Source organism: Streptosporangium sp. NPDC049078 (assembly GCF_040648855.1).
Taxonomy (GTDB): domain Bacteria; phylum Actinomycetota; class Actinomycetes; order Streptosporangiales; family Streptosporangiaceae; genus Streptosporangium.
The window spans coordinates 82,308-103,346 of the sequence record NZ_JBEZEL010000015.1 but is presented as its reverse complement, the minus strand read 5'-3'; the positions used below and the strand labels follow the sequence as shown (position 1 = coordinate 103,346).

The window sequence follows — 21,039 nt, the reverse complement described above, 5'->3', positions numbered from 1 at the left end:
AATTTCGCATCACGTGCAGCCTCCTCCGATCCCACGCCTATGCTGGGTGGCCATGCGCGGGATTCGGGAGGTCGCGGTGGTCACGGGAACGCCCCCGGCAAGCCGCTCCCGCCGCTCCCGCCGCTCTCCTGCTCCGGAGACTCCTTCCCGCTCCCTGCGGGCGCTCCGCTTCCTCGGGTCGCACTGGCTCTTCATCACCGCCCTGCTCGCGGGTGGCGGCCTGCGCCTCCTCGCCATGCTCGGCTACCGGCCCGCCCTGTGGTTCTGGGCCGACTCCTTCGTCTACCTGAACGCCGGGCTCGCCCCCCGCCCCCTGGAGTCCCGTCCCGCGGGTTACTCGCTGTTCCTGTGGATCCTCAAGCCGCTGTCCAGCATCCCCGCGGTGGTCGCGGTGCAGCACCTGCTCGGACTGGCCGTGGCCGTCTGCGTCTACCTGCTGCTGCGCAGGCTGGGCGGGCTGCCGGGGTGGGGTGCGACGCTCGCCGCGCTGCCGGTGCTGTTCGACGCCTACCAGATCCAGCTCGAACACCTCGTCATGGCGGACCTGCTCTTCCAGTTCCTCGCGGTGCTCGCGGTCACGCTGCTGCTGTGGCGGCGACGCCCGGCGGCGTGGGTCGCCGCGCTGGCCGGGGCGCTGCTCGCCGCGGCGACCGTCACCCGCACGATCGGGTTGCCGCTCATCGCCGTGGCGCTGGTCTGCATGGTGATCCGCCGAGCCGGGTGGCGGGCGGTCCTCTCCGCGACGCTCGCCGCCGCGATCGGCCTGGGCTCGTACGCGGCCTGGTTCAGGGCCGAGCACGGCAGTTTCGCTCTGACCAGGGGAAACACCTTCCTCTGGGCCCGGACGATGACCTTCGCCGACTGCGCCGCGATCCAGCCGACCGGCCCCGAGGCGGCCCTGTGCCCCGTCGAGCCGCTGGGGCAGCGCGCGGCGCCACCCGTCTACATCTGGGACGGCGAGTCGCCGCTGAACAAGGTCAAGGGCAGCTGGGCCGAGCGCGACGCCCTCGCGGGCGCCTTCGCCACCCAGGCGATCATGGCCCAGCCGCTCGACTTCCTGCGGGCGGGCCTGGAGGACGCGGCCCACATCTTCGACTGGACCCGGCGCGTCTACCCGGCTCCCGGCCCGCAGAGCGCCTACGTCTTCCCCGACACCGTGCGGCCCTTCACCTCCGGTGCCGCCTCGCAGGGCAAGACCGCAGAGCAGCTGACCGTGGCCTACCAGGGCTCGTCGGGAGCGCCGACGATGGCCGAACCCTACGCGGGCCTGCTGCGCGACTACCAGGAGTACGGCTTCGTGCGGGGCCCGTACCTCGCGGTGATCCTGCTGGTCGGCCTGGTCGGCGTGCTGATGCGGCTGCGGAGGTTCGGCGGCGCGGTGCTGCTGCCCTGGGCGGCGGGGACGATGCTGCTGATCCTGCCGCCCTTCATCGCGGCCTTCGACCACCGCTACGTCGTCCCCGCCCTCCCGCTGCTCTGCCTGGCCGCCGGACTGGCCTTCGGCGTCAGGCACGAGAAGCACACAGGGAACACAGGGAACACAGGGAACACAGGGAACACAGGGAACGCTGAGAACGCGGCCGAGGTCGCGGCGGGGAGAGCGGACGAGGGGTCTTCGGGCGAGGGACCCGGCGACGAGGCCCCTTCGCGCGGCGCGACGGCCGAGCGACCGGTGTACGCGAGCCCCTTCGACGAGACGGCGCACGGGTCGTACGACGGGCGGGCTCCCGAGGAGAGCACGTCCGTGAGGACCTCGTACGGCGAGGCGGCGGACCGGCCGGGGCACGGCACGACGGGCGAGACACCCGCGTACGGAAACACGGCGGACCGGATGGTGTACGGAGGGACGGGTGAGCGCCCGGCCTACGGGGAGCCGGAGCGACGGCCGGCGTACGGGGCGACGGGCGAACGGCCCGTGTACGGGGGGACAGGCGAACGGTCGGCGTACGAAAGGGCGAGTGAGCGGTCGGCGTACGGAGGCGCGGCAGGCTCGCCGGAGTACGGGGAGTCAGCGGCGGCGAACGTGAAGGCGAACCACCACGCCGAGTTCTACCTCCCCGAGCGCCCGTCGGACCTTCCCCACCGCGTCTCTGTTCAGCCGGGACACGAGTCTGCCGACATCGGTCGCGGGCGCGCAGCCCACCCCGATGCGCAGCCGCTCGTGCCGTACGTACCTGACGCGGACACGAGTGAGCCCTTCGACTTCTTTAAGAGCGACTCCAAGCATGGCGGTCCCCGTCCCGGTCCGCCTGCCCCACCGTCCCCATCCCAGGGCGTGTAGCAGCCACCGCAGCGCCGCGAGAGCGAGCGTCACCAGCAGCAGCGCGACCAGCCAGCCCGGCAACGGATGCGCGGCCAGCCACCCGGGGAACCCTCGGGGCACGAGCCTGGCACCGGGCGCCTGTCCCGGCAGGTCACCGCGTCCCCGCAGGAAGGCGTAGAGCCCGGCGCACACCAGCACCGTCCCCGTGACGGCCAGGCCGATCCGATTGCCCAGGTAGGGCCTCATCAGGCCCCCTTCCTGCGCAGCCGTACGACGACCTCTCCCGCGCACATCGCGCCCAGGCCCCCGAGCCGGTCGCCCACCGCCGCACCCACCCGGCGCAGCACGGGGCCTGTCCGCTCGGCGTCGGTGAACACGGTGACCTCGACGATCCGCGACGTGAGCCGGACCCGTGCCCCGTTCACCTCCTCCACCGACTCGGCGGCCTCCCGCAGCGTGCGGCGGAGTCCGGACCTGGTGATGCCGATCACCATGTGCGGGTCTCCCGCCTCCAGCGGCACCAGCCGTGACCGCCCCGGCAGCACGGCGAGCGCGAGCATCACCAGGCCCATCGCGACGGCGAGCACCGAGGCGGCGAACACGGCGGGATCCGACCAGTTCCACGCGCCGACGCCCTTGACGATCCGCCGGTAGGGCACCCGCGCGAGCGGGGAGTCCATGAGCAGGCCCACCGTCACCGCGGCCGAGGCCGCCAGCACGGCGGACACCGTCAGCGCGGTGGGGACACCCGCGAGGGTCCTGCCCGGCCTGAGCATCCGCACCGACCTGCGCCGGACGTCCTGGAACCGCTCGGCCCCCGCCTTGCCTCCCGAGCCCGGGGTGTTCCCCGCGGCACCGGTGCCTCCCGAGCCCGCCAGGACGTCCTGGAGAGTAGTCGTCATCCGGCCATGTGTACGCGTTCCCGCAGGGCCGGGCCGGGGATCAACCGCCCACTTGCACGATCTTGAGCCCTCCCTGGCGGGAGCATTGATCACCGATACAGCAACATGAACAATGCTCATCTTCTCCGTATCGGGGTTATCCTGCGGACATGGACGACCGCCAGCGCTACGACCGGGCCACAGCGCACCTTGACCCTCCCTTCGCCGTCCTCGACCTGCGGGCCCTGCGCGCCAACGCCGAAGGCATGGCCCGCCGCGCCCGGGGCAAGCCGATCAGGGTCGCCAGCAAGTCCATCAGGTCCCGAGCCGTGCTCGAACGCGTCCTCGCCATGGACGGCTTCACCGGGATCATGGCCTTCACCCTCCCCGAAGCCCTCTGGCTCGTCTCCACCGGGATGCGCGACGTGCTCGTCGCCTACCCCACCGTCGACCGCGCCGCGCTCGCCGAACTCGCCGCCGAGCCGATCGCGGCGCGGGAGATCACGATCATGGTGGACCGGGCCGAGCACCTGGACCTCGTCGAATCCGCCGTCGCCGGAGTCCGCGACCGCCACGAGATCCGGCTCTGCCTGGACGTCGACGCCGGCTACCTCGCCCTCGGCGGCCGGTTCAGGGCGGGCGTCCGCCGCTCCCCCGTCCGCGAGGTCGACCAGGCCGCCGACCTCGCCACCGAGATCGCCAAAAGGCCCGGCTTCCGGCTCGTGGGCCTGATGGCGTACGAGGCCCAGATCGCCGGGGTCGGCGACGACCCGCCGGGCAACCCCGCCCTCACCCGGGCCGTCCGCCTGATGCAGGCCAGGTCCCGCCGCGAGCTGATCACCCGCAGGGGCCGGATCGTCCAGGCCGTCCGCCAGGTCACCGACCTGGAGTTCGTCAACGGCGGCGGCACCGGCAGCATCGAGAAGACCACCGAGGAGAGGGCCGTCACCGAGATCGCGGCCGGATCCGGTTTCTTCCATCCCCGCCTGTTCGACTTCTACCGGGGATTCACCGGCCGGCCCGCCGCCCTGTTCGCCCTGCCCGTCGTACGCCGCCCCGCCCCCGGCGTCGTCACCGTCCTCGGCGGCGGCTACCCCGCCTCCGGCGCCCCCGGCGACGACCGCCTGCCCCAGCCCTACCTGCCGTGCGGGCTGCGCTACGACTCCAACGAGGGGGCCGGAGAGGTCCAGACCCCCCTCATCGGGCAGGCGGCGGAAGACCTGCGCGCCGGCGACCGGGTCTGGTTCCGGCACGCCAAGGCGGGCGAGCTCTGCGAGCGCTTCGCGCGCCTGCACCTGATCGACGGGGACGAGGTCGTGGACGAGGTCCCCACCTATCGCGGCGAGGGCCGCACCTTCCTCTGACCCTGCCGTGATCCTGCCGCCAACTGTGCCTCCAGCCGTTGCCCGGTACGCCCCTGACCCCGGGCAGGGCACGCCTTCGATCGGGTCCGGCGCGCCTCCAACCTGGCCCGGCATGCGAAACGGGCACCCGCCGCTCCACGGCGAGTGCCCGTTCCCCCTCACATCTCGACCCCGCCCTCCGGGCACGACGGCCCGCGGTGCTCCCGCGCCCGGAGGTGCCTGACCTCGGAGAGATCTCAGAAGCCCAGGTCGAGTTCCTCCCACCTGCTGCACTTGTAGGTCGACCAGCCGCGGTACTTGACCTGGCAGGTCTTGACCCGCACCTCGCTCACGTCGTGCGCCGTGACGCGGAAGCGCTTGGTGTCGTCGTAGCTGCACAATTTGACGCGCTTGGCGACGTCCCAGTCCTCGTCATCGGACGAGGTGACCTGCACCTCGGCGTAGGCGCAGCGACCACCCTGGCGGAGGGTGCGCCTGTCACCGTCGTACAGATCGCCCCGCAGCCTGAAGGTGTTGTCCTCCTCGTCGTCACCCCTGACCGAGTACACGGCCTCCAGCGTGGCCAGGCCGTTCCTGGACTCCTGCTCGAAGTTGTCGTCGAAGTCTCGCGCAGAGGACGCCGAGGACGCCGAGGACGCAGCCGACGCGGACGTCGGTGTCGCGGCGAAGGCGGCCGGAGCCACGGTCAGCATGACGCTCGTGGTCGCCGCCACCGCGATCGCGGCGCGAATGATGTTTTTCATGGATTTACCCCTCCTTTTTCCTACTCGCGATGGTCCGCGAGCGGGAAAAAGGTCACATGAGTAAACCCCTACTCAATTCCGGGCAGCCGATCGGTCACCGGCGACATTCGCTCCCTCAGCCGGCGACATTCGCTCCCTCGGCCGGCGACGGTCAGCGACGACGGCGCCGCCACAGCATGACCACCGCGCCGAGCGCCAGCGCCGCCCCCACCCCGATCAGGATCGGCGCCAGGTCCGGCCGCTCGTCCGCCCACAGGTCCTCGGGCTCGCCGGCGAGCCTGACCGGCTTCGGCCCCGCCGCGCCCCCCACCAGGTCACCGACCTGAGCGGCGAGATGCTCCGCGTTCGCCCGGACCTTCGCCACACCACGCGCCGCGACCCGCTTGGGGCTCACCCGGTCCGCGATGGCGTCCACCGTCTGGGCCAACTCCGCGCGCGTGCGCTCGATCTGTCGTTCCAACTCCGCGGGATCGGTGTCCGCCATGGCTATCCTCCCCTACTCCTTGACATTGATCAGTCTGTCAGGTCCTACCCACCCACGGCACTTCGGGCAGGCCGGTAAGTTGACCGGGGAACCATTCCTCGGAGGAACACCATGAAACTTGAGCCGGGCGACGCCGCCCCGGACTTCACCCTTCCCGCCGCCGACGGCACCACCGTGTCGCTGGAGAGCCACCGCGGTAAGCGCGTCATCCTCTACTTCTATCCCGCCGCGATGACCCCGGGCTGCACCAAGCAGGCCTGCGACTTCCGCGACAGCCTCGCCTCACTCACCTCGGCCGGATTCGTCGTGCTCGGCGTCTCGAAGGACAGCCCGGCCAAGCTCGCCAAGTTCGTCGAGCACGACGCCCTCACCTTCCCGCTCCTGTCCGACCCCTCCCTTGAGGTCCACAAGGCCTACGACGCGTACGGGGAGAAGACGATGTACGGCAAGACGACCCTCGGGGTCATCCGCTCCACCTTCGTCATCGACGCGGACGGCAAGATCGAGAAGGCCCTCTACAACGTGAAGGCGACCGGCCACGTGGCCCGCCTCCGCCGCGAACTCGGCGTCGACTGACACCCGATTTTCGCCATTTAATATGACATGAGCACGCCCCAAGAATTGTCGGTCCCATTACCTAGGCTTGGGGCGTGCCCACCAAGTACAAATACACCCCGGAAATGCTGGCGGAGGCCGCGGCAGCGTCCCTCAGCATCGCCGACGTCCTCCGCCGCCTCGGCATCACCGTCGCGGGCGGCAACTACGCCCATATCAGCCGCCAGCTGAGGCGCTTCGAAATCGACACCTCGCACTTTCGCAGGGTCTCCCCCAACAGAGGGAAGCCCTCGCCGCGACGCAGTCGTCCGGAACAGGTTCTCGCCATGCGACCGGAGGGCAGCCCACGCCCGGACCCCGGGCAGCTCAGGCGCTGCCTGATCGAGACCGGGATGCCGTACCGCTGCGCGGGATGTAGGATCGAGGGCGCCTGGCGAGGTCAGGCATTGACACTGCACGTTGACCATATCAATGGCAACTGGCTGGACAACAGAAAAGAAAACCTGCGCTTTCTCTGCCCCAATTGCCATTCACAGACAGAGAATTTCGCAGGAAAGAATAGGGGTCGTAGCCCAACGGCAGAGGCCGCGGTTTTAGGTACCGTCCAGAGCGGGTTCGAATCCCGTCGACCCCACAAAACAATTAAGAATCAATCGATCGACATAAAGTCAACAGACACCAGCGTGACAATATCGGCCCAGGATCTATTTTTCATAGAATACTGTCGGAGCGAAAGACGCTTCGCGTCGAGATCCGCGGTCATACGCAGAGCCATTCAATTACTGCGCGAATCCGTCCTCGCGGAGGACCGTGCCGTCGCGTCTGATCCGGCGGGTTGAGGCCGGGGACCCGGGGGCGCGCGTTCGGCCGGCTTCGCCGTGGGTGGTGGATTCGGCGAGTCGCCCCCGTGAGCCCAGGTCGACCGCCCGCGGGGCCGGCGTCGCCCAGGACCACACGAGACGGCACGATGTTCACCGCCGGAGGGAAGACCCCTGTGGATCCGCGCGGGTAGCGGGTAGGCAGGTGCGCGGGTAAGCCGACGATCCCGGTGAGACCGCCGAAGCGGCCGGGAAGGCCATGAGCGGTATGCGGCGAGGGAGCTCTGTCCGATGTGGCGGCTATCCGTCGCGGCGGGGGGACGGGAGAGAAAACGTCAGGTCGCGCGGCCTGTCTTCCTAGCCGCGCGACCCGGCGTCGTTGTGATTGATCACCACAAACTATCTCCCTTTACTCACCCCGGAGGGCGCTCCCAAAAACCATGGTGCCCCAGAGACCGTAAAGGCTGTGTAAGCCAAGCCGAATGTGCGGCCCGGTGTGCGACCTGAGTCGTACATCGACCTCCACCTTGAGGGGGAAGGGCTCTGATCTGCGCATACGTATCGTAGTGATGTGTTCGGCAGATTGCGCGCCTGGAGCGTGCGCCATCCCAGGATCACGGACGCCCTGTGGCTGACTCCGTTCCTGCTGGTCTCGCTGCTCAATGTCTGGGCCGTCGGGGTGGTCGACCTGGTGGCCTGGGGGGCGGAGAGGCTGGGGCTGTGGGGGTTCGCGGGGCTGACGCTGCTGTTGTTCGTACCCCTGTTCTGGATGCGCGAGCGTCCGGTCGCGGTCTTCGCGACCGTCTCGTTCGCCTCGTTCCTCCAGTGGCTCGCCGGGGTTCCTCCCCTGTTCTTCAACGTCTCCGTGCTCGTCGCCATGTACGGGGTGGCGTCGCGGCGCCCGCTGCGCTGGGCGGTCGGGGCGGGGCTGGTGGTGGAGCTGGGGTTGTTCCTGGTGTTCGGGCGGGTGCCTCAGGGACTTGACCTGCGTGCCTTCGCCACGGCCTCGGCGTTCGCGGCCGCGATCTGGATGACGGGGATCTACGCGAACACCCGCCGCCGTTATCTGGAGGGTCTGGAGGAGCGGGCCGAGCGAGCGGAACGGGATCGCGATCAGCAGGCCAGGCTGGCGGCGGCCGCGGAGCGGGCCAGGATCGCCCGTGAGCTGCACGACGTGGTCGCGCACAACGTGAGTGTGATCATCGTTCAGGCCGATGGGGCGGGGTACGCGATCGACCGCGACCCTGAGCAGGCGCGCAGGGCGATGGAGGCGGTCTCGGCCACGGGCCGCAGGGCGCTGGCGGAGATGCGGCGGATGGTGGGCGTGTTGCGGGCCGACGGTGTCCAGGAGGAGTACGCTCCGCAGCCGAGCCTGTCGCAGTTGGACGATCTGGTGACGCAGGTGCGGGAGTCGGGTTTGCCGGTGGAGTTGCGGGTGTCCGGTGTTCCCGCGGAGCTTCCCGAGGGGGAGCAGCTCACGGTTTACCGGATCGTTCAGGAGGCGCTCACCAATACCCTCAAACACGGTGGCCCGGAGAGCAGGGCCACGGTGGAGATGGAGTACGGCGTGCGGGAGCTGCTCGTGCGGGTGACCGACGACGGTCGTGGCGCGGCGACGCCGGAGCGTGAGGGTGGGCACGGCCTGGTCGGCATGCGCGAGCGGGTCGCGATGTTCGGCGGGAGTGTGAAGGCGAGCCCCGTTCCCGGTGGCGGGTTCCAGGTGGTGGCGCGGCTGCCGATCGGCGATACCGGGGCGGGGCGAGCGGCTTGACGGAGCACGCGGTGGGTGACCAGGTGATTCGGGTGATGCTGGTCGACGATCAGGAGTTGCTGCGCACCGGTTTCCGCATGGTTCTCGACGCCCATCCCGGCATCGAGGTCGTCGCGGAGGCGGGTAACGGGGCCGCTGCGGTGGAGGCGGTGCGGACGGTCGCCGTGGACGTGGTGCTGATGGACGTGCGGATGCCGGTGATGGACGGGGTGGAGGCGACGCGGCTGATCCGTTCGACGGCCGATGGGCCTCGGGTGCTGATCCTGACCACGTTCGATCTGGACGATTACGCGTTCGCGGCGTTGAAGGCGGGTGCGTCGGGGTTCCTGCTGAAGGATGTGCCGCCCGCCGATCTGGTGAGCGCGATCCAGTCGGTGCACAGCGGGGACGCGGTGGTGGCGCCGAGTACGACGCGGCGGCTGTTGGAGCGTTTCGCGGTGCACCTTCCCTCCGCGGTGGCCGAGCCCGCGGTGCTGACCGGGCTGACCGCACGGGAGCGGGAGGTGCTGGTGCTGGTGGCGAGGGGGTTGTCGAACACGGAGATCGCCGGTCGTCTGGAGTTGGCGGAGGCGACGGTCAAGACGCATCTGGGCCGGATCCTGGCGAAGCTGAGCCTGCGGGATCGGGCACAGGTCGTCGTATATGCCTATGAATCAGGAATCGTAACCCCGCATTCCGCCGATTAGCATCGTTGTTATGACGAACCTTGACGGTCGGCTCCGCGCGTCGCACTCCGATCGTGACGCGGTCATCGAGCGGTTGCGCGTGGCCACCGGAGAGGGACGGCTCTCTCTGGATGAGTTGGAGGAACGGATCGAGCGGACGCAGGCGGCGAGGACGTACGACGACCTGAGGGCCATCACCGCCGACCTGCCGCGAGACGACGCGGGGCTCGCCATGCTGGGCGTCGGGGGCATCGGAGGCGGGGTCCTGGAGCTGCGGACGAAGCATGGGGAGGTGCACCAGAAGGACTACTGGGTGGTGCCCCCGCGCATCGTGGCGAGTTGCAGCTCGGGCACCGTGAAGATCGACTTCACCGAGGCGGTGTGCTCGCACCGCGAGGTGTTGCTGGAGGCGACCTGTGGGATGGGCACCATCCTGGTGACCGTGCCACGGGGGTGGACCGTGTGGATCGACTCGCTGACGACGAACATGGGCACGATCAAAAACAAGGCCACCGACCCCGGACACCCTGACGCGCCGGTGCTGCGCGTCACCGGCAAGGTGGGCCTGGGCACCTTGAAAATCAAGTATCCGCGGAGGTAATACCGGTTGAAGGCGGGAACCTTCCCCGCCGGGAACCTCCTCCGCCGGAGACAGGAACCGCGCGAGTCTCCCCATCGGACACGAGAACCGCGCGAGCCTTGACCGAAGGCGAGAGCCTCGGCCGGAGACAGAGCCTCGGGTCGGAGGCGAGAGCCTCGGGAGAACCCCGCTGGATCGGAAACCCGCGAGCGCCCCGGCCTTCGGGCAGGAATCCCATCGAGGGTGAGGCCCCGTTCGCCTCGCCCGCCTCGTCCGAATGGCCGAGGCCGCACTACGGCGGAGGTCGCGCCCCTCCTTCTCCCGACCCCCTCCGTATCGCCATAAGTCAGGCCTAACGCCTGATGGATCCCTCTTTCCCCATCAATACCGTTTGGTGCGTCATAACATCACACGTTGTTGAGGAGAGCTGTCGTGACCATCACCGGAGAGGTCGGCGCGTGGGACGCGCGGGAAAGCGCGGCGCCGGCCGTGACGGCCAGAGGTCTCACCAAGGTGTACGGCCGGGGGGACACCGCCGTGCACGCGCTGCGCGGAGTGGACGTCTCCTTCGCGACCGGCGCCTTCACCGCGATCATGGGCCCCTCGGGGTCGGGCAAGTCCACGCTGATGCACTGCCTGGCCGGACTGGACACGGTGAGCGGCGGGCAGGTGCGCGTCGGGGACGTGGAGCTGACCGGACTCAACGACAAGAAGCTCACCATGCTCCGCCGCGAGCGGATCGGCTTCGTCTTCCAGGCGTTCAACCTGCTGCCGACGCTCACCGCCGAGCAGAACATCCGGCTCCCGCTGGAGATCGCCGGGCGGCTGGCCGACCCCGCGCTGTTCGACCGGGTCGTGGAGACCGTGGGCCTGCGCGACCGGCTCGGCCACAAGCCCGCGGAACTGTCGGGCGGACAGCAGCAGCGCGTCGCGGTCGCCCGCGCCCTGATCAGCAGGCCGCAGGTCATCTTCGCCGACGAACCCACCGGCAACCTCGACTCGCGCAGCGGCGCCGAGGTGCTCTCCTTCCTGCGGACGTCGGTGCGCGAACTCGACCAGACGATCGTGATGGTCACCCACGACCCGGTGGCGGCCTCGTACGCCGACCGCGTGGTCTTCCTCCGCGACGGCCTGCTGGTGAGCGAGCTGACGGGGCCGACGCCGCAGTCGGTGCTGGACACGCTGATGAAGCTGGAGGCGTGAGGTGCTGAGGACGACGCTGGCCGGGTTGCTCGCGCACCGGCTGCGCCTGATGCTGACGTCCCTCGCGATCGCGCTGGGGGTCGGCTTCATCGCGGGGACGTTCGTGCTGACCGACACCATCGACGCGGGGTTCACCGAGAAGTTCTCCGCAGCGGCCGACAAAATCGACGTCGCCGTACTCCCGGCGTCCGGCGGGAACGGCGACGAGCCTCCGGTCGTCTCCGAGGCCACCCTGGAAAAGGTGCGCGCCGTGGACGGGGTGGCCGACGCACAGGGGCTGATCCGGGGCACGTCCGCCCTGATCGGCAAGGACGGCAAGGCCGCCGGTGACTTCCCCACCGCGGGAATCTCCCTGCCCGAGGGCGACCTGAACCGTATGCCGATCGTGAGCGGTACGGCCCCGAAGACCGCGACGCAGGCCGTGCTCGACGAGGGCACCGCCAGGACCAGGGGATTCAAGGTCGGCGACACCATCGCGGTGCTCGACGCGAGCAACGCCAGGCACGAGTTCACCCTGGTGGGCCTGTTCGACGTCGGCCTGGACCAGGAGCTCGGATACTTCGGCGCGGTCGGCTACACCACGGACACGGCCAGGAAGATGACCGGGCAGAAGGGGTATCGGGAGGTCGACGTCGCCGCCGCCGAGGGGGTCACCCAGGAGGCGCTGCGCGGCTCGGTCGCCGCGGTCGTGGGTTCGGGTCACGAGGTCAAGACCGGTGAGCGCTACGCGGCGGACCTCGCCAAGGGCAACGGCGCCAACGGCGACTTCCTGAAGCTGGGCCTGCTGCTGTTCGGCGTGGTGGCGATGTTCGTGGCCGCGCTGGTCATCTACAACACCTTCAACATCCTGGTGGCCCAGCGGACCCGCGAGATGGCGCTGCTGCGATGCGTCGGGGCGACGCGCGGGCAGGTCTTCTCCTCGATCATGCTGGAGTCGGCGGTGGTCGGCCTGCTGTCGTCGGTGTTCGGCCTGCTGCTCGGCTACGGCCTGGGTGCGGGGGCACTCTCCGTGCTGGCGGCGTTCGACGCGCCGCTGCCCACGGCCGCCGCCGCCACCCTGACGCCGACCACCATCGTCCTTGGCCTGGTGATCGGCCTGACGGTCACGGTCGGCGCGGCGCTGCTGCCCGCGCGGGCCGCGACGCGGGTGGCGCCGATCGCGGCGCTGCGCTCGCAGACCGAGGAGCAGACCTTCAGGGCCGGCCTGGTACGAATGATCTTCGCGGGGCTGTTCCTGCTCGCGGGCGTGGGCATCGTGGTGGCGGGGATCTCCACGGATCCCGGCGAGACCGCCCTGATGGTGGTGATGGCCGGATGCTCGTCCGTCTTCCTCGCGGTGCTGATCCTCGGGCCGGTGATCGTCAGGCCGCTCTCCGCCTTCGCGGGGTGGGTACCGGCCAAGCTCTTCGGCGTACCCGGCAGGCTGGCCGTGGACAACTCCCGGCGCAACCCGAAGCGGTCGGCGACCACCACCGTGGCACTCACCGTGGGTGTGACGCTCATGACGGTCATCTCCGTCGTCACCGGCACCGTTCGGGTGACGTTCACCCAGCAGCTCGACGAGCAGTTCCCCTTCGACTACATGGTGCAGACCCAGGGGCACGACTCTGGCCTGCCCCGCGCGATCGCCGAGGACCTCCGGAGCCGGTCCGAGCTGGACTCGGTCATCGCCTTCCGTGAGACCGGCGCGAGGCTCGCGACCGGGACCACCCGGTACGACGTGGGAACCTTCACCCCCGTCCCGGGCTTCAAGCCGCCGCTCGACGCGGGCTCGCTCGACCGGCTCGTCCCGGGGACCGCGCTCGTCGCCGACCGCGTCGCCGAGCGGCTCACGCTCGGGGTCGGTGACCGGATCACCGTACGAACGTCGAAGGCGGGCACGGTCGACCTCTCGATCGTGGGCATCTCCAACGTCGACGCGAGCCTCTCCGACGTGACGGTGCCCGAGCGGGAGTTCGACCGCTACTTCGGCGAGGTCGGCGACAGCCGCGTGATGATCAAGCACCGTGACGGCGTCGACCCGGACCGGGCGCTCGCGGCGGTCGAGGCGTCGACGGAGGCGTACCCGACGGCGAAGGTCGCGAGCTCGACGGAGCTGCGGGGCCAGTTCGACGAGGCGCTCGACATGATATTGATGATCATCACGGGGCTGCTCGGTCTGGCGGTGCTCATCTCCCTGCTGGGCATCGCCAACACGCTCTCCCTCTCGGTCCACGAGCGCACCCGCGAGTCCGCGCTGCTGCGTGCCCTCGGCCTGACCCGGCCCCAGCTGCGGCGGATGCTCTCGGTCGAGGCGCTGGTCCTGGGCCTCATCGGCGCGCTGGTCGGTGTGGCGCTGGGGGTCGCGTTCGGCTGGGCGGCCGCGCAGACGATGACCGACGACGTCGTCTTCCAGCTGCCGGTGCCGCAGATCCTGTCGTTCGTCGCCCTGTCCGGCCTCGCCGGGGTGCTCGCGGCCGTCCTGCCCGCCCGGCGCGCGGCCCGCGCCTCGGTCGTGGGCTCACTCGCGAGCGGCTGAGCGTGGTGGCCGGGACGCCTTCGTCATCGGGGGCGGCGTCCCGGCCACTGCTCCGCCACGGTCTCTGGGTTGAGCAGCGGCCGGATCACGATCTCACCGGTGGCCCTGTCGATCACCACGCAGCCGGACCCGACGGTGTCGGGCAGCACGCTGGGATCGTCGGGCTCGGGCTCGTTCGCCCAGGCGACATAGCCCTCCTGAAAGGCATAAATCCTGATCTCGACGGCGGCACCCGCGCCCCGGACCCCGTTGAAGTACTCCTCCGCCACGGCCCTCGCCTGGTCCGGGTTCACAGACGTCGTCCCTCCCTGTCGATCACGACGCAGAACACACCCGTCACCGACTCGTACGGCGGCTCCACCGCCATGTGCCCCCGCTGCGCGTCGATCCAGATCACCTCGCCGTCGAAGTTCACCGCGTTCCAGGCGTGACTGCCCCCGGCCGGCCACCGGTTGATGATGAGCGCCGAGGAGCCGTGTCCCCCGGCCAGCAACGCCTGCGCGATCGGCAGGTAGGCGTGGCGTCCCTGCCCCACATAGTGGAAGCGCTGCCCCAGCCACCGCTCCGCCCTCGCCACTCCCCCGGCCTCCCCGGTGAGCAGCGGCCTGCCCACCCGGTCGTACTCGGGCCTGCGCGGCGCGGCCACCGCGGGGGTGCCGTACCAGGTGGAGAGCACCGACAGCGCGCAGTCGATCGCGTTGGTCGCCCGGAACGGATCGTCGGCCGGGCCGCTCCCGTTGATCAGCCTGATCCACATGCCGCGCGGGTCGGGGAAACGGCGCGGGGTGCCCTGCTCGGTGAGGGGAACGGCCCGCAGCATGTCCTCCTCGGTCTGCGGATCGGGCCTGGCCAGCCCGCCCGCCAGCCCGTACGGCCTGCACTGGTCCAGTCGCGCCGGACCCCAGCGCATCCGCTCCCGCTCGCTCTCGCGCGGCGCGGGTGTCACCACCGGCACCTGGACCTCCAGCTCGAAGTCCCGCCACCGCTGCCCGTCCATCGTCACCACGGGGTTGTAGACCCCCGACGCCAAACTCCACTCGCTCACGGCTCCCCCGTCCCCAACCCCCTGGGAGCCAGATAGTAGGACGGCCCACCCACCCGACACGAAGGAGTTGACCGTTTAAAGGCTCAACCCCCACCTGTCGTTCCAGTCCTCGTCACAACGGCATCGAGGTCAGTGATCGCGAAGCGTCACAGCCAGGGTCAGCCGACCCGTACCCGGATGGTGTGCCAGCCGGTGGCGCCGTCCGGGGCGACAGAGGTGCGCTCGGCGGTCTGTGTGTAGCCGGTGGTGTCGGTGGCGCGGACCTCGATGGTGTGCTCGCCGGGGGTGGCGTCCCAGTCGTCGAGGACCCACTGGCGCCAGGTGTCGGCGGTGGGGGCCTCGGCGAGGCGGGCCTGGCGCCACTCGCCCTGGTCGACGCGGACCTCGACCGCGTCCACGCCCTTGTGCTGTGCCCAGGCGACACCTGCGACGACGGTCTTGCCGGCGGGGACGCTCGCGCCGTCTTTGGGCAGGTCGATGCGCGACTGGGTCTTGATCGGCCCCTTCGCGGACCAGCCCCTGGGCGTCCAGTAGGCCTCGTCCTGGTCGAAGCGGGTGACCTTGATGTCGGTGACCCACTTGGTGGCCGAGACGTAGCCGTAGAGCCCGGGGACGACCTGACGGACCGGGAAGCCGTGGTCGACGGGGAGCACCTCGCCGTTCATGCCGAAGGCGAGCAGGGCGTCGCGGCCGTCCATCACGACGTCGACCGGGGTTCCCGCGGTCCAGCCGTCGGCGGAGGTGCTGAGCAGCATGTCCGCGTCCTTGCGGACGCCCGCGTCGCGGAGCACCGCGGCCAGGCTCACGCCCAGCCAGCGGGCGTTGCCGATGTAGGGGCCGCCGACCTCGTTGGAGACGCAGCAGAGCGTGACGTCGGCCTCGACCACGGCGCGTTTCATCAGGTCGGCGAAGGTGAGCTCCACGGGCCGATCGACCATGCCGTGGATCGTGAGGGTCCAGTCGCGCGGGTCGACCTGGGGGACCGACAGGGTGGTGTCGACCCGGTAGAAGTCGTTGCTGGGGGTGACGAACGACGACAGGCCCCTGATCCTCAGGTCGGCCCCGGCGGGCAGCGCGGGGAGGGGTTTCGCGGGCAGCGGCAGCGTGATGCCGCTGCGTGCCGCGTTCACCTCGGCCCGCCCGGAGAGCGCGCGCCCGGCCAGCCCCGCCACCCCCGCGAGAGCCACGCCGCCGACCGCGCCGGTCAGCAGGCCTCGGCGGTCGAAGGCGCGCAGGTCGTTCCCCGCCCGCATGACGGGTGGCACCTGCGGGTCGGTCCGCTCCCCGGCCTCCGATGAGGACTCGGGCGAGACCGGTCGCGGGCGCTCCGGCCCGGTGTCGTGCGAAATCTCTTCCTGGCGACCCGGCCCGGTGTCGTGCGCGGCCCCCGCCGCACCCACGACATAGGCGCCCCCGGACGCCCTCGCGTACGACCCGGCCGAGGCGTCGTCGGGTACGAGGGCGCGACGGACGAGCCACCGCAGAACGAGCATGCCGGTGCCCACCCCGACGAGCGTCGGGACGACGTCCACCGGCCCGGCCCCTGGCCGGGTCAGCACGGCGACGACGCCGACGAGGCCGAACGCGGCCAGACCCGCCATCCCGTACCGGAGGTCGCGGACGGCGGCCCTTCCCAGCGCGACGGCGATCGCGGCCATGACCAGCAGGATCCCGGCGAGCAGCACGGTCTTGTCGTTCTCGCCGAAGGTGCGGATCGCCCATTCCTTGAGCGGCGCAGGGGTGAGGTCGACGACGGAGTTGCCGACCGCGACGACCGGGAAGGCGACGGGGTTCACCAGGCCCGCCACGAGCAGTGACACCGCCACCGCCACCGCGCCGGACACCAGGCCGATCAGCGCCGGGGCCCAGGAGGGCACACGCTTGTTGCTCTGCATACCCCCGACGCTACGCCCACAAGGGGCCGCAGGTTCTTACGCGCTGATTACAGGCGCGACCTGGACGTCTCGGGCTCCTCGGCCGTCGTCCGCGCGGCTCGCGCCGTCAGGCGATCATTTCGGCGATGACGGGGGCGAGGGCGCGGAAGGCGCGGCCACGGTGGCTGATCGCGTCCTTCTCCGCGGCGGACAGCTCGGCGGTGGTCCGGGTCTCGCCCTCGGGGACGAGGATCGGGTCGTAGCCGAAGCCGCCGCTGCCGCGCGGGGCGTCGATGATCACGCCGCGCAGCGCCCCCTCGGTCACCCGCTCCTCCCCCGAGGGGAGTGCGAGCGCCGCGGCGCAGGCGAAGTGCGCGCCCCGGTGCTCGGCGGGCACGTCGGAGACCTGGGCGAGCAGCAGGTCGAGGTTGGCCTGGTCGTCGCCGTGCCTTCCCGCCCAGCGGGCGGAGAAGATGCCCGGCATGCCGTTCAGGGCGTCGACGCAGAGGCCGGAGTCGTCGGCGATCGCGGGCAGACCGGACTGCTGTGCGACCGCGTGCGCCTTGAGCAGCGCGTTCTCCGCGAAGGTGAGGCCGGTCTCGGCGACGTCGCCGATCTCGGGGAACTCCTCGAGCCCGACGATCTCGACCGGGACCCGGGCGTCGGCGAGGATCCGGCGCAGCTCGGCGATCTTTCCCGAGTTCCTGGTGGCGAGGACCACACGGGCCGCACCGGACCGGGCCGCACCGGTCTCGATCTCGGTCGTACCGGACTCGCTCATACCGACCGCCTCGTTCCTGAACGATTCACCGGGAGAAAGGGGCTCATGCCAGGGCCTCCCGCTGGAGGCGGGTGAGCTCGGCGCAGCCGGCCGCGCCGAGGTCGAGCAGCTCGTCGAGGGCGGCGCGGTCGAACGGCTTGCCCTCGGCGGTGCCCTGGACCTCGACGAACTCGCCGGAGCCGGTCATCACCACGTTCATGTCCGTCTCGGCGGCGACGTCCTCGGTGTAGCAGAGGTCGAGCAGCGCCGTGGAGCCGACGACGCCGACGGAGACCGCCGCGACCGAGTCGACCAGCGGGTCTCCGCCGCACATCTTGCGCTTGCGCATCCACGCGACCGCGTCGACCAGTGCCACGTACGCGCCGGTGATGGCGGCGGTGCGGGTGCCGCCGTCGGCCTGGAGCACGTCGCAGTCGATGACGATCGAGTTCTCGCCCAGCGTCTTGTAGTCGACGCAGGCGCGCAGGGAGCGGCCGATCAGGCGGGAGATCTCGTGCGTACGGCCGCCGATCTTGCCGCGTACCGACTCGCGGTCGTTGCGGGTGTTCGTGGCGCGCGGCAGCATGGCGTACTCGGCGGTGATCCAGCCCTGGCCGCTGCCCCGGCGCCAGCGCGGGACGCTGTCCTGCACGGAGGCGGCGCAGAGCACCTTGGTGCCGCCGAACTCGACGAGCACCGAGCCCTCGGCGTGCGCGAGCCAGCCCCGGGTGATGGTGACGGGGCGGAGTTGATCGGGAGTACGTCCATCTGCGCGAGCCATGACGTTCACCCTAGGTCATACCGGGCCCCGCTCCGTGCCAGTTCCATCCGTCCGGCGAACCCCCCGCGGGAGGCGTCCTCCAGGACGCGGTCGCGGTCGTTCCAGGGCACCAGGTGGGTGAGGACGAGGGTGTCCACGCCCGCCCTGGCCGCGTGCTCGGCCGCCTGGCGGCCGTTCAGGTGCAGGCCGGCGGGGAGTCCGGGCTCGTCGAGGTAGGACGCCTCGCACAGGAGCACGTCGGCTCCCGAGGCGAGCTTGACCAGTTCGGCGCTCTCGCCGGTGTCCCCGGAGTAGGCCACCGAGCGCCCGCCGTGGGAGACCCTGAACCCGTAGGTCTCCACGGGGTGGTTCACCGGGGCGGCCGTCACCTCGAAGGGGCCGACCTCGAACGTCCCCGGCGTCAGGCTCACGAACTCGAAGGCTGTGTCGAGTGGCGGCTCGTCGGGCATCGCGTAGGCGGAGTTCAGGCGCTCGCGGGCGTCGGAGGGGGCGTACACCGGCACCTTGGGCAGCGGGCCGCCGGGCGAGTAGGTGCGCACCACGTGGTACGGGCACATGTCGAGGCAGTGGTCGGCGTGCAGGTGCGACAGGCAGATCGCGTCCACGTCGTACAGGCCGATGTGCCTCTGGAGCGCGCCGAGCGCGCCACTGCCGAAGTCGAGCAGCATGCGGAACCCGTCGGCCTCCAGCAGGTAGCAGGAGGAAGGGCTGTCGGGCCCGGGGAAACTCCCCGAGCATCCAATGATCGTCAACTTCACGGCGGCCTCCTACGGTTACTGTGCGGCGCCGCGTGTCACGGCGCGGGCGCCGGTGGCCGGTGTCCGTCCCCCTTCGTCCGCCGATCCCCGGCGCTCCCCCTACGGAGCGCCCGGGCACCGTCACACGCGATGCCCGTTGTTCGGAACATCCCCTACCACTGCCACCTCGACCGCCTCGATCTCCGGTCCGAGGAACCGTCGTCCGAGGTCGGTGAAGAGTCCCGCGTCACCGGTGGCGCGGAAGCGGTGCCTGGGCGCGTCCCCCACGGCGGCCAGGCCCCGGTCGTGCAGGACGCGGTAGACGTCCTTGGCCGTCTCGTCGGCGCTGGACACCAGCGTCACGCCGTCTCCCGCCACGTAGGAGATCGGTCCGGTGAGGAGCGGGTAGTGCGTGCATCCCAGGATCAGCGTGTCGCACCCGTCGGCGAGCACCGGCTCCAGGTATTCGCGGATGACGTCGATGAGCTCGTCGCTCATCGTCTCGCCCCGCTCGACGAACTCCACCAGGCGCGGCGCGGCCACCCCGGTGAGCCGGACGTCGGGAGCGGCGGCGAACGCGTCGTGGTAGGCCATCGACTCGATCGTGGCCCTGGTCCCGAGCACCCCGACCCTGCCGTTGCGGGTGGCCCGCACGGCGCGGCGGGTGGCCGGCTGGATCACCTCGACGACCGGGACGGCGTAGCGTTCCCGCGCGTCGCGGAGCACCGCCGCGCTCGCGCTGTTGCACGCGATCACCAGCATCTTCACGTCGCCCTCGACGAGGTGGTCCATCACCTCCAGCGCGTAGGCGCGGACCTGCGCGATGCTCTTGGGGCCGTACGGCTGCCTCGCCGTGTCGGCCACATAGAAGATCGACTCGTTGGGCAACTGGTCGATGATCGCCCGAGCCACCGTGAGGCCACCGACACCGCTGTCAAAGATTCCAATGCTCGCTTGCGACACAGTTCCCCAGGCTAGGCGACCCGGGGCGGCCGATCACGGTAAGAATCCTCACAACGCCGAATACCAGCTCAGCCATGTATTTTTCATGACATTCAGTCGTACGGTGTCTGTTACTACGTCCCGTGGCGCGGACGTCAGCCCCGCCCGACGCGGGCCAGCTGACGGGACTGGGCGACCAGGCGGCCCGCAGAGTCCCACACCTCGACCTCCTCGTCGAACCAGCCGTCACTGATCAGGCGGCCCCCGCCCAGGAGGGTGAGCCAGCCGGGTGCGGGCAGGGCGCGCAGGTGCCAGGTGAGGTCGACCGTGGGCGCCCAGCCGCGCGCCCCCGCGGAGAACACCACCGGCGGGAGGGCGTCCACGGCGAGCGCCAGCACGTACGGGTCGGGGTCCTGCGGCTCGGCCAGCCGGAAGTAGGCGCGGGCCTCGGGCCTGCCGGTGGGACGGCCGTCGACCCAGCCGACGGTGGGAGGGTCGAAGGCGAGTTCCACCTGGGCGCTGAACGTCAGGTTCGACGCGTCCTTGGGGGCGGGCAGCGAGACGCACCGCTCGATCGGCGGCATCACCGCCGAGGGCCCGTCCGTCCAGTCGGGGACGGCATCGTTGAGCGTCGCGGTCGTGACGAGCCCTTCGATGAAGGACGTCCCTTCCTGGACGAGGGTCACCCTGGTCATCGTGGCGGTGCGGCCGGTCTTGATCTGCTCCAGGCGCACCCGCGCGGGGCCGGGTCTCGCCGCCCGCAGGAACTGGACACTCGTGCTCACCGGGTGCTCGTGGGGGGAGGCGTCCACGACCGCGCGCAGCAGCACGGCCATCAGATAGCCGCCGTTCAGGGGACCGCCGATGGAGTATCCGGGGTCGAGGCACGCGTCGTAGGTGGTCTCGTCCACCTTGGTCACCGCTGTCGCCTCGTCGAACTTCGCCATCCGCGCCCCCGAATCTTGTTCTAGAGGGGTTACTTTACCCATTCCGTGCGACCGTCGCCTCCCCGGGTCCTCGGTGCTCTCTTCCCGGGAGTCGCCAGGGCGCCGGAG

General features: G+C 70.6%; 19 protein-coding genes, 1 tRNA gene and 1 pseudogene. 10 read left to right on the top strand and 11 right to left on the bottom strand.

The window, feature by feature from the left end; all coding sequences use genetic code 11:
• Nucleotides 1-52 precede the first annotated feature (52 nt).
• Nucleotides 53-2,281 (top strand): hypothetical protein, encoded by a 2,229-nt coding sequence (locus AB0B90_RS25735; protein ID WP_362925157.1) that lies wholly within the window; start codon nucleotides 53-55, stop codon nucleotides 2,279-2,281.
• A 227-nt stretch (nucleotides 2,282-2,508) separates the two neighbouring features.
• Here AB0B90_RS25735 and AB0B90_RS25730 read toward each other — a convergent pair whose 3' ends face one another.
• Nucleotides 2,509-3,165 (bottom strand): DUF6286 domain-containing protein, encoded by a 657-nt coding sequence (locus AB0B90_RS25730; protein ID WP_350949825.1) that lies wholly within the window; start codon nucleotides 3,163-3,165, stop codon nucleotides 2,509-2,511.
• 149 nt (nucleotides 3,166-3,314) lie between these two features.
• On the opposite strand from AB0B90_RS25730, the gene AB0B90_RS25725 reads away from it, so the two are divergent.
• Nucleotides 3,315-4,508 carry an amino acid deaminase/aldolase gene (locus AB0B90_RS25725; protein WP_362925154.1) on the top strand — a complete coding sequence of 398 codons (1,194 nt, stop codon included), beginning with the start codon at nucleotides 3,315-3,317 and terminating at the stop codon, nucleotides 4,506-4,508.
• Between the two features lie 236 nt (nucleotides 4,509-4,744).
• Here the strand turns inward: AB0B90_RS25725 and AB0B90_RS25720 are convergent, their stop codons facing one another.
• Nucleotides 4,745-5,251 (bottom strand): hypothetical protein, encoded by a 507-nt coding sequence (locus AB0B90_RS25720; RefSeq protein WP_350949827.1) that lies wholly within the window; start codon nucleotides 5,249-5,251, stop codon nucleotides 4,745-4,747.
• Between the two features lie 151 nt (nucleotides 5,252-5,402).
• Nucleotides 5,403-5,735 (bottom strand): DUF3618 domain-containing protein, encoded by a 333-nt coding sequence (locus tag AB0B90_RS25715; protein ID WP_350949828.1) that lies wholly within the window; start codon nucleotides 5,733-5,735, stop codon nucleotides 5,403-5,405.
• Between the two features lie 111 nt (nucleotides 5,736-5,846).
• Between AB0B90_RS25715 and bcp the strand changes: the two genes are divergently transcribed.
• The 8 genes and pseudogenes from bcp (at nucleotide 5,847) to AB0B90_RS25675 (ending at nucleotide 13,845) form a co-directional block, all read left to right on the top strand.
• Nucleotides 5,847-6,311: a thioredoxin-dependent thiol peroxidase gene (bcp, locus tag AB0B90_RS25710; RefSeq protein ID WP_350949829.1), complete on the top strand. Its 465-nt coding sequence runs from the start codon at nucleotides 5,847-5,849 to the stop codon at nucleotides 6,309-6,311.
• Nucleotides 6,312-6,415: 104 nt separating this feature from the next.
• Nucleotides 6,416-6,823: pseudogene (locus tag AB0B90_RS25705) on the top strand (HNH endonuclease signature motif containing protein); the annotation flags it as partial.
• A 28-nt stretch (nucleotides 6,824-6,851) separates the two neighbouring features.
• A tRNA-Leu gene (locus tag AB0B90_RS25700) sits at nucleotides 6,852-6,924 on the top strand.
• Nucleotides 6,925-7,679: 755 nt separating this feature from the next.
• Complete coding sequence (locus tag AB0B90_RS25695; protein WP_350949830.1) at nucleotides 7,680-8,879, top strand: sensor histidine kinase; 1,200 nt, start codon at nucleotides 7,680-7,682, stop codon at nucleotides 8,877-8,879.
• Nucleotides 8,880-8,902: 23 nt separating this feature from the next.
• On the top strand, nucleotides 8,903-9,565 hold the full coding sequence (locus tag AB0B90_RS25690) for a response regulator transcription factor (protein ID WP_362925304.1): 663 nt from the start codon (nucleotides 8,903-8,905) through the stop codon (nucleotides 9,563-9,565).
• 10 nt (nucleotides 9,566-9,575) lie between these two features.
• Nucleotides 9,576-10,145 (top strand): DUF1707 domain-containing protein, encoded by a 570-nt coding sequence (locus tag AB0B90_RS25685; protein ID WP_362925151.1) that lies wholly within the window; start codon nucleotides 9,576-9,578, stop codon nucleotides 10,143-10,145.
• A gap of 411 nt (nucleotides 10,146-10,556) precedes the next feature.
• Entirely contained in the window at nucleotides 10,557-11,327 is a 771-nt protein-coding gene (locus tag AB0B90_RS25680; protein ID WP_350949832.1) for an ABC transporter ATP-binding protein, read from the top strand.
• 1 nt (nucleotide 11,328) lies between these two features.
• Nucleotides 11,329-13,845, top strand: a complete 2,517-nt coding sequence (locus AB0B90_RS25675; protein WP_362925149.1) for an FtsX-like permease family protein — start codon at nucleotides 11,329-11,331, stop codon at nucleotides 13,843-13,845.
• Between the two features lie 23 nt (nucleotides 13,846-13,868).
• Here the strand turns inward: AB0B90_RS25675 and AB0B90_RS25670 are convergent, their stop codons facing one another.
• The 8 genes from AB0B90_RS25670 to AB0B90_RS25635 all read right to left on the bottom strand — a co-directional run bounded on the left by AB0B90_RS25670 (nucleotide 13,869) and on the right by AB0B90_RS25635 (nucleotide 20,931).
• Nucleotides 13,869-14,138, bottom strand: coding sequence for a hypothetical protein (locus AB0B90_RS25670; RefSeq protein WP_350949834.1), 270 nt, complete (start codon nucleotides 14,136-14,138; stop codon nucleotides 13,869-13,871).
• Nucleotides 14,135-14,890, bottom strand: coding sequence for a toxin glutamine deamidase domain-containing protein (locus AB0B90_RS25665; RefSeq protein WP_350949835.1), 756 nt, complete (start codon nucleotides 14,888-14,890; stop codon nucleotides 14,135-14,137). Before AB0B90_RS25665 ends, AB0B90_RS25670 begins: the two co-directional genes overlap by 4 nt.
• A gap of 158 nt (nucleotides 14,891-15,048) precedes the next feature.
• The gene (locus AB0B90_RS25660) at nucleotides 15,049-16,785 is read right to left on the bottom strand and encodes a molybdopterin-dependent oxidoreductase (protein ID WP_362925146.1); all 1,737 of its coding nucleotides are present in this window, start codon (nucleotides 16,783-16,785) and stop codon (nucleotides 15,049-15,051) included.
• Nucleotides 16,786-16,891: 106 nt separating this feature from the next.
• Nucleotides 16,892-17,545: an XTP/dITP diphosphatase gene (locus AB0B90_RS25655; protein ID WP_362925144.1), complete on the bottom strand. Its 654-nt coding sequence runs from the start codon at nucleotides 17,543-17,545 to the stop codon at nucleotides 16,892-16,894.
• A gap of 43 nt (nucleotides 17,546-17,588) precedes the next feature.
• A complete protein-coding gene (rph, locus tag AB0B90_RS25650) occupies nucleotides 17,589-18,305 on the bottom strand; it encodes a ribonuclease PH (RefSeq protein ID WP_350949838.1) in 717 nt (238 codons plus the stop codon).
• 5 nt (nucleotides 18,306-18,310) lie between these two features.
• On the bottom strand, nucleotides 18,311-19,063 hold the full coding sequence (locus tag AB0B90_RS25645) for an MBL fold metallo-hydrolase (protein WP_362925142.1): 753 nt from the start codon (nucleotides 19,061-19,063) through the stop codon (nucleotides 18,311-18,313).
• 120 nt (nucleotides 19,064-19,183) lie between these two features.
• Entirely contained in the window at nucleotides 19,184-20,005 is an 822-nt protein-coding gene (murI, locus tag AB0B90_RS25640) for a glutamate racemase (protein ID WP_362925140.1), read from the bottom strand.
• A 134-nt stretch (nucleotides 20,006-20,139) separates the two neighbouring features.
• Nucleotides 20,140-20,931 (bottom strand): thioesterase family protein, encoded by a 792-nt coding sequence (locus AB0B90_RS25635; protein ID WP_362925138.1) that lies wholly within the window; start codon nucleotides 20,929-20,931, stop codon nucleotides 20,140-20,142.
• Between the last annotated feature and the right edge of the window lie 108 nt (nucleotides 20,932-21,039).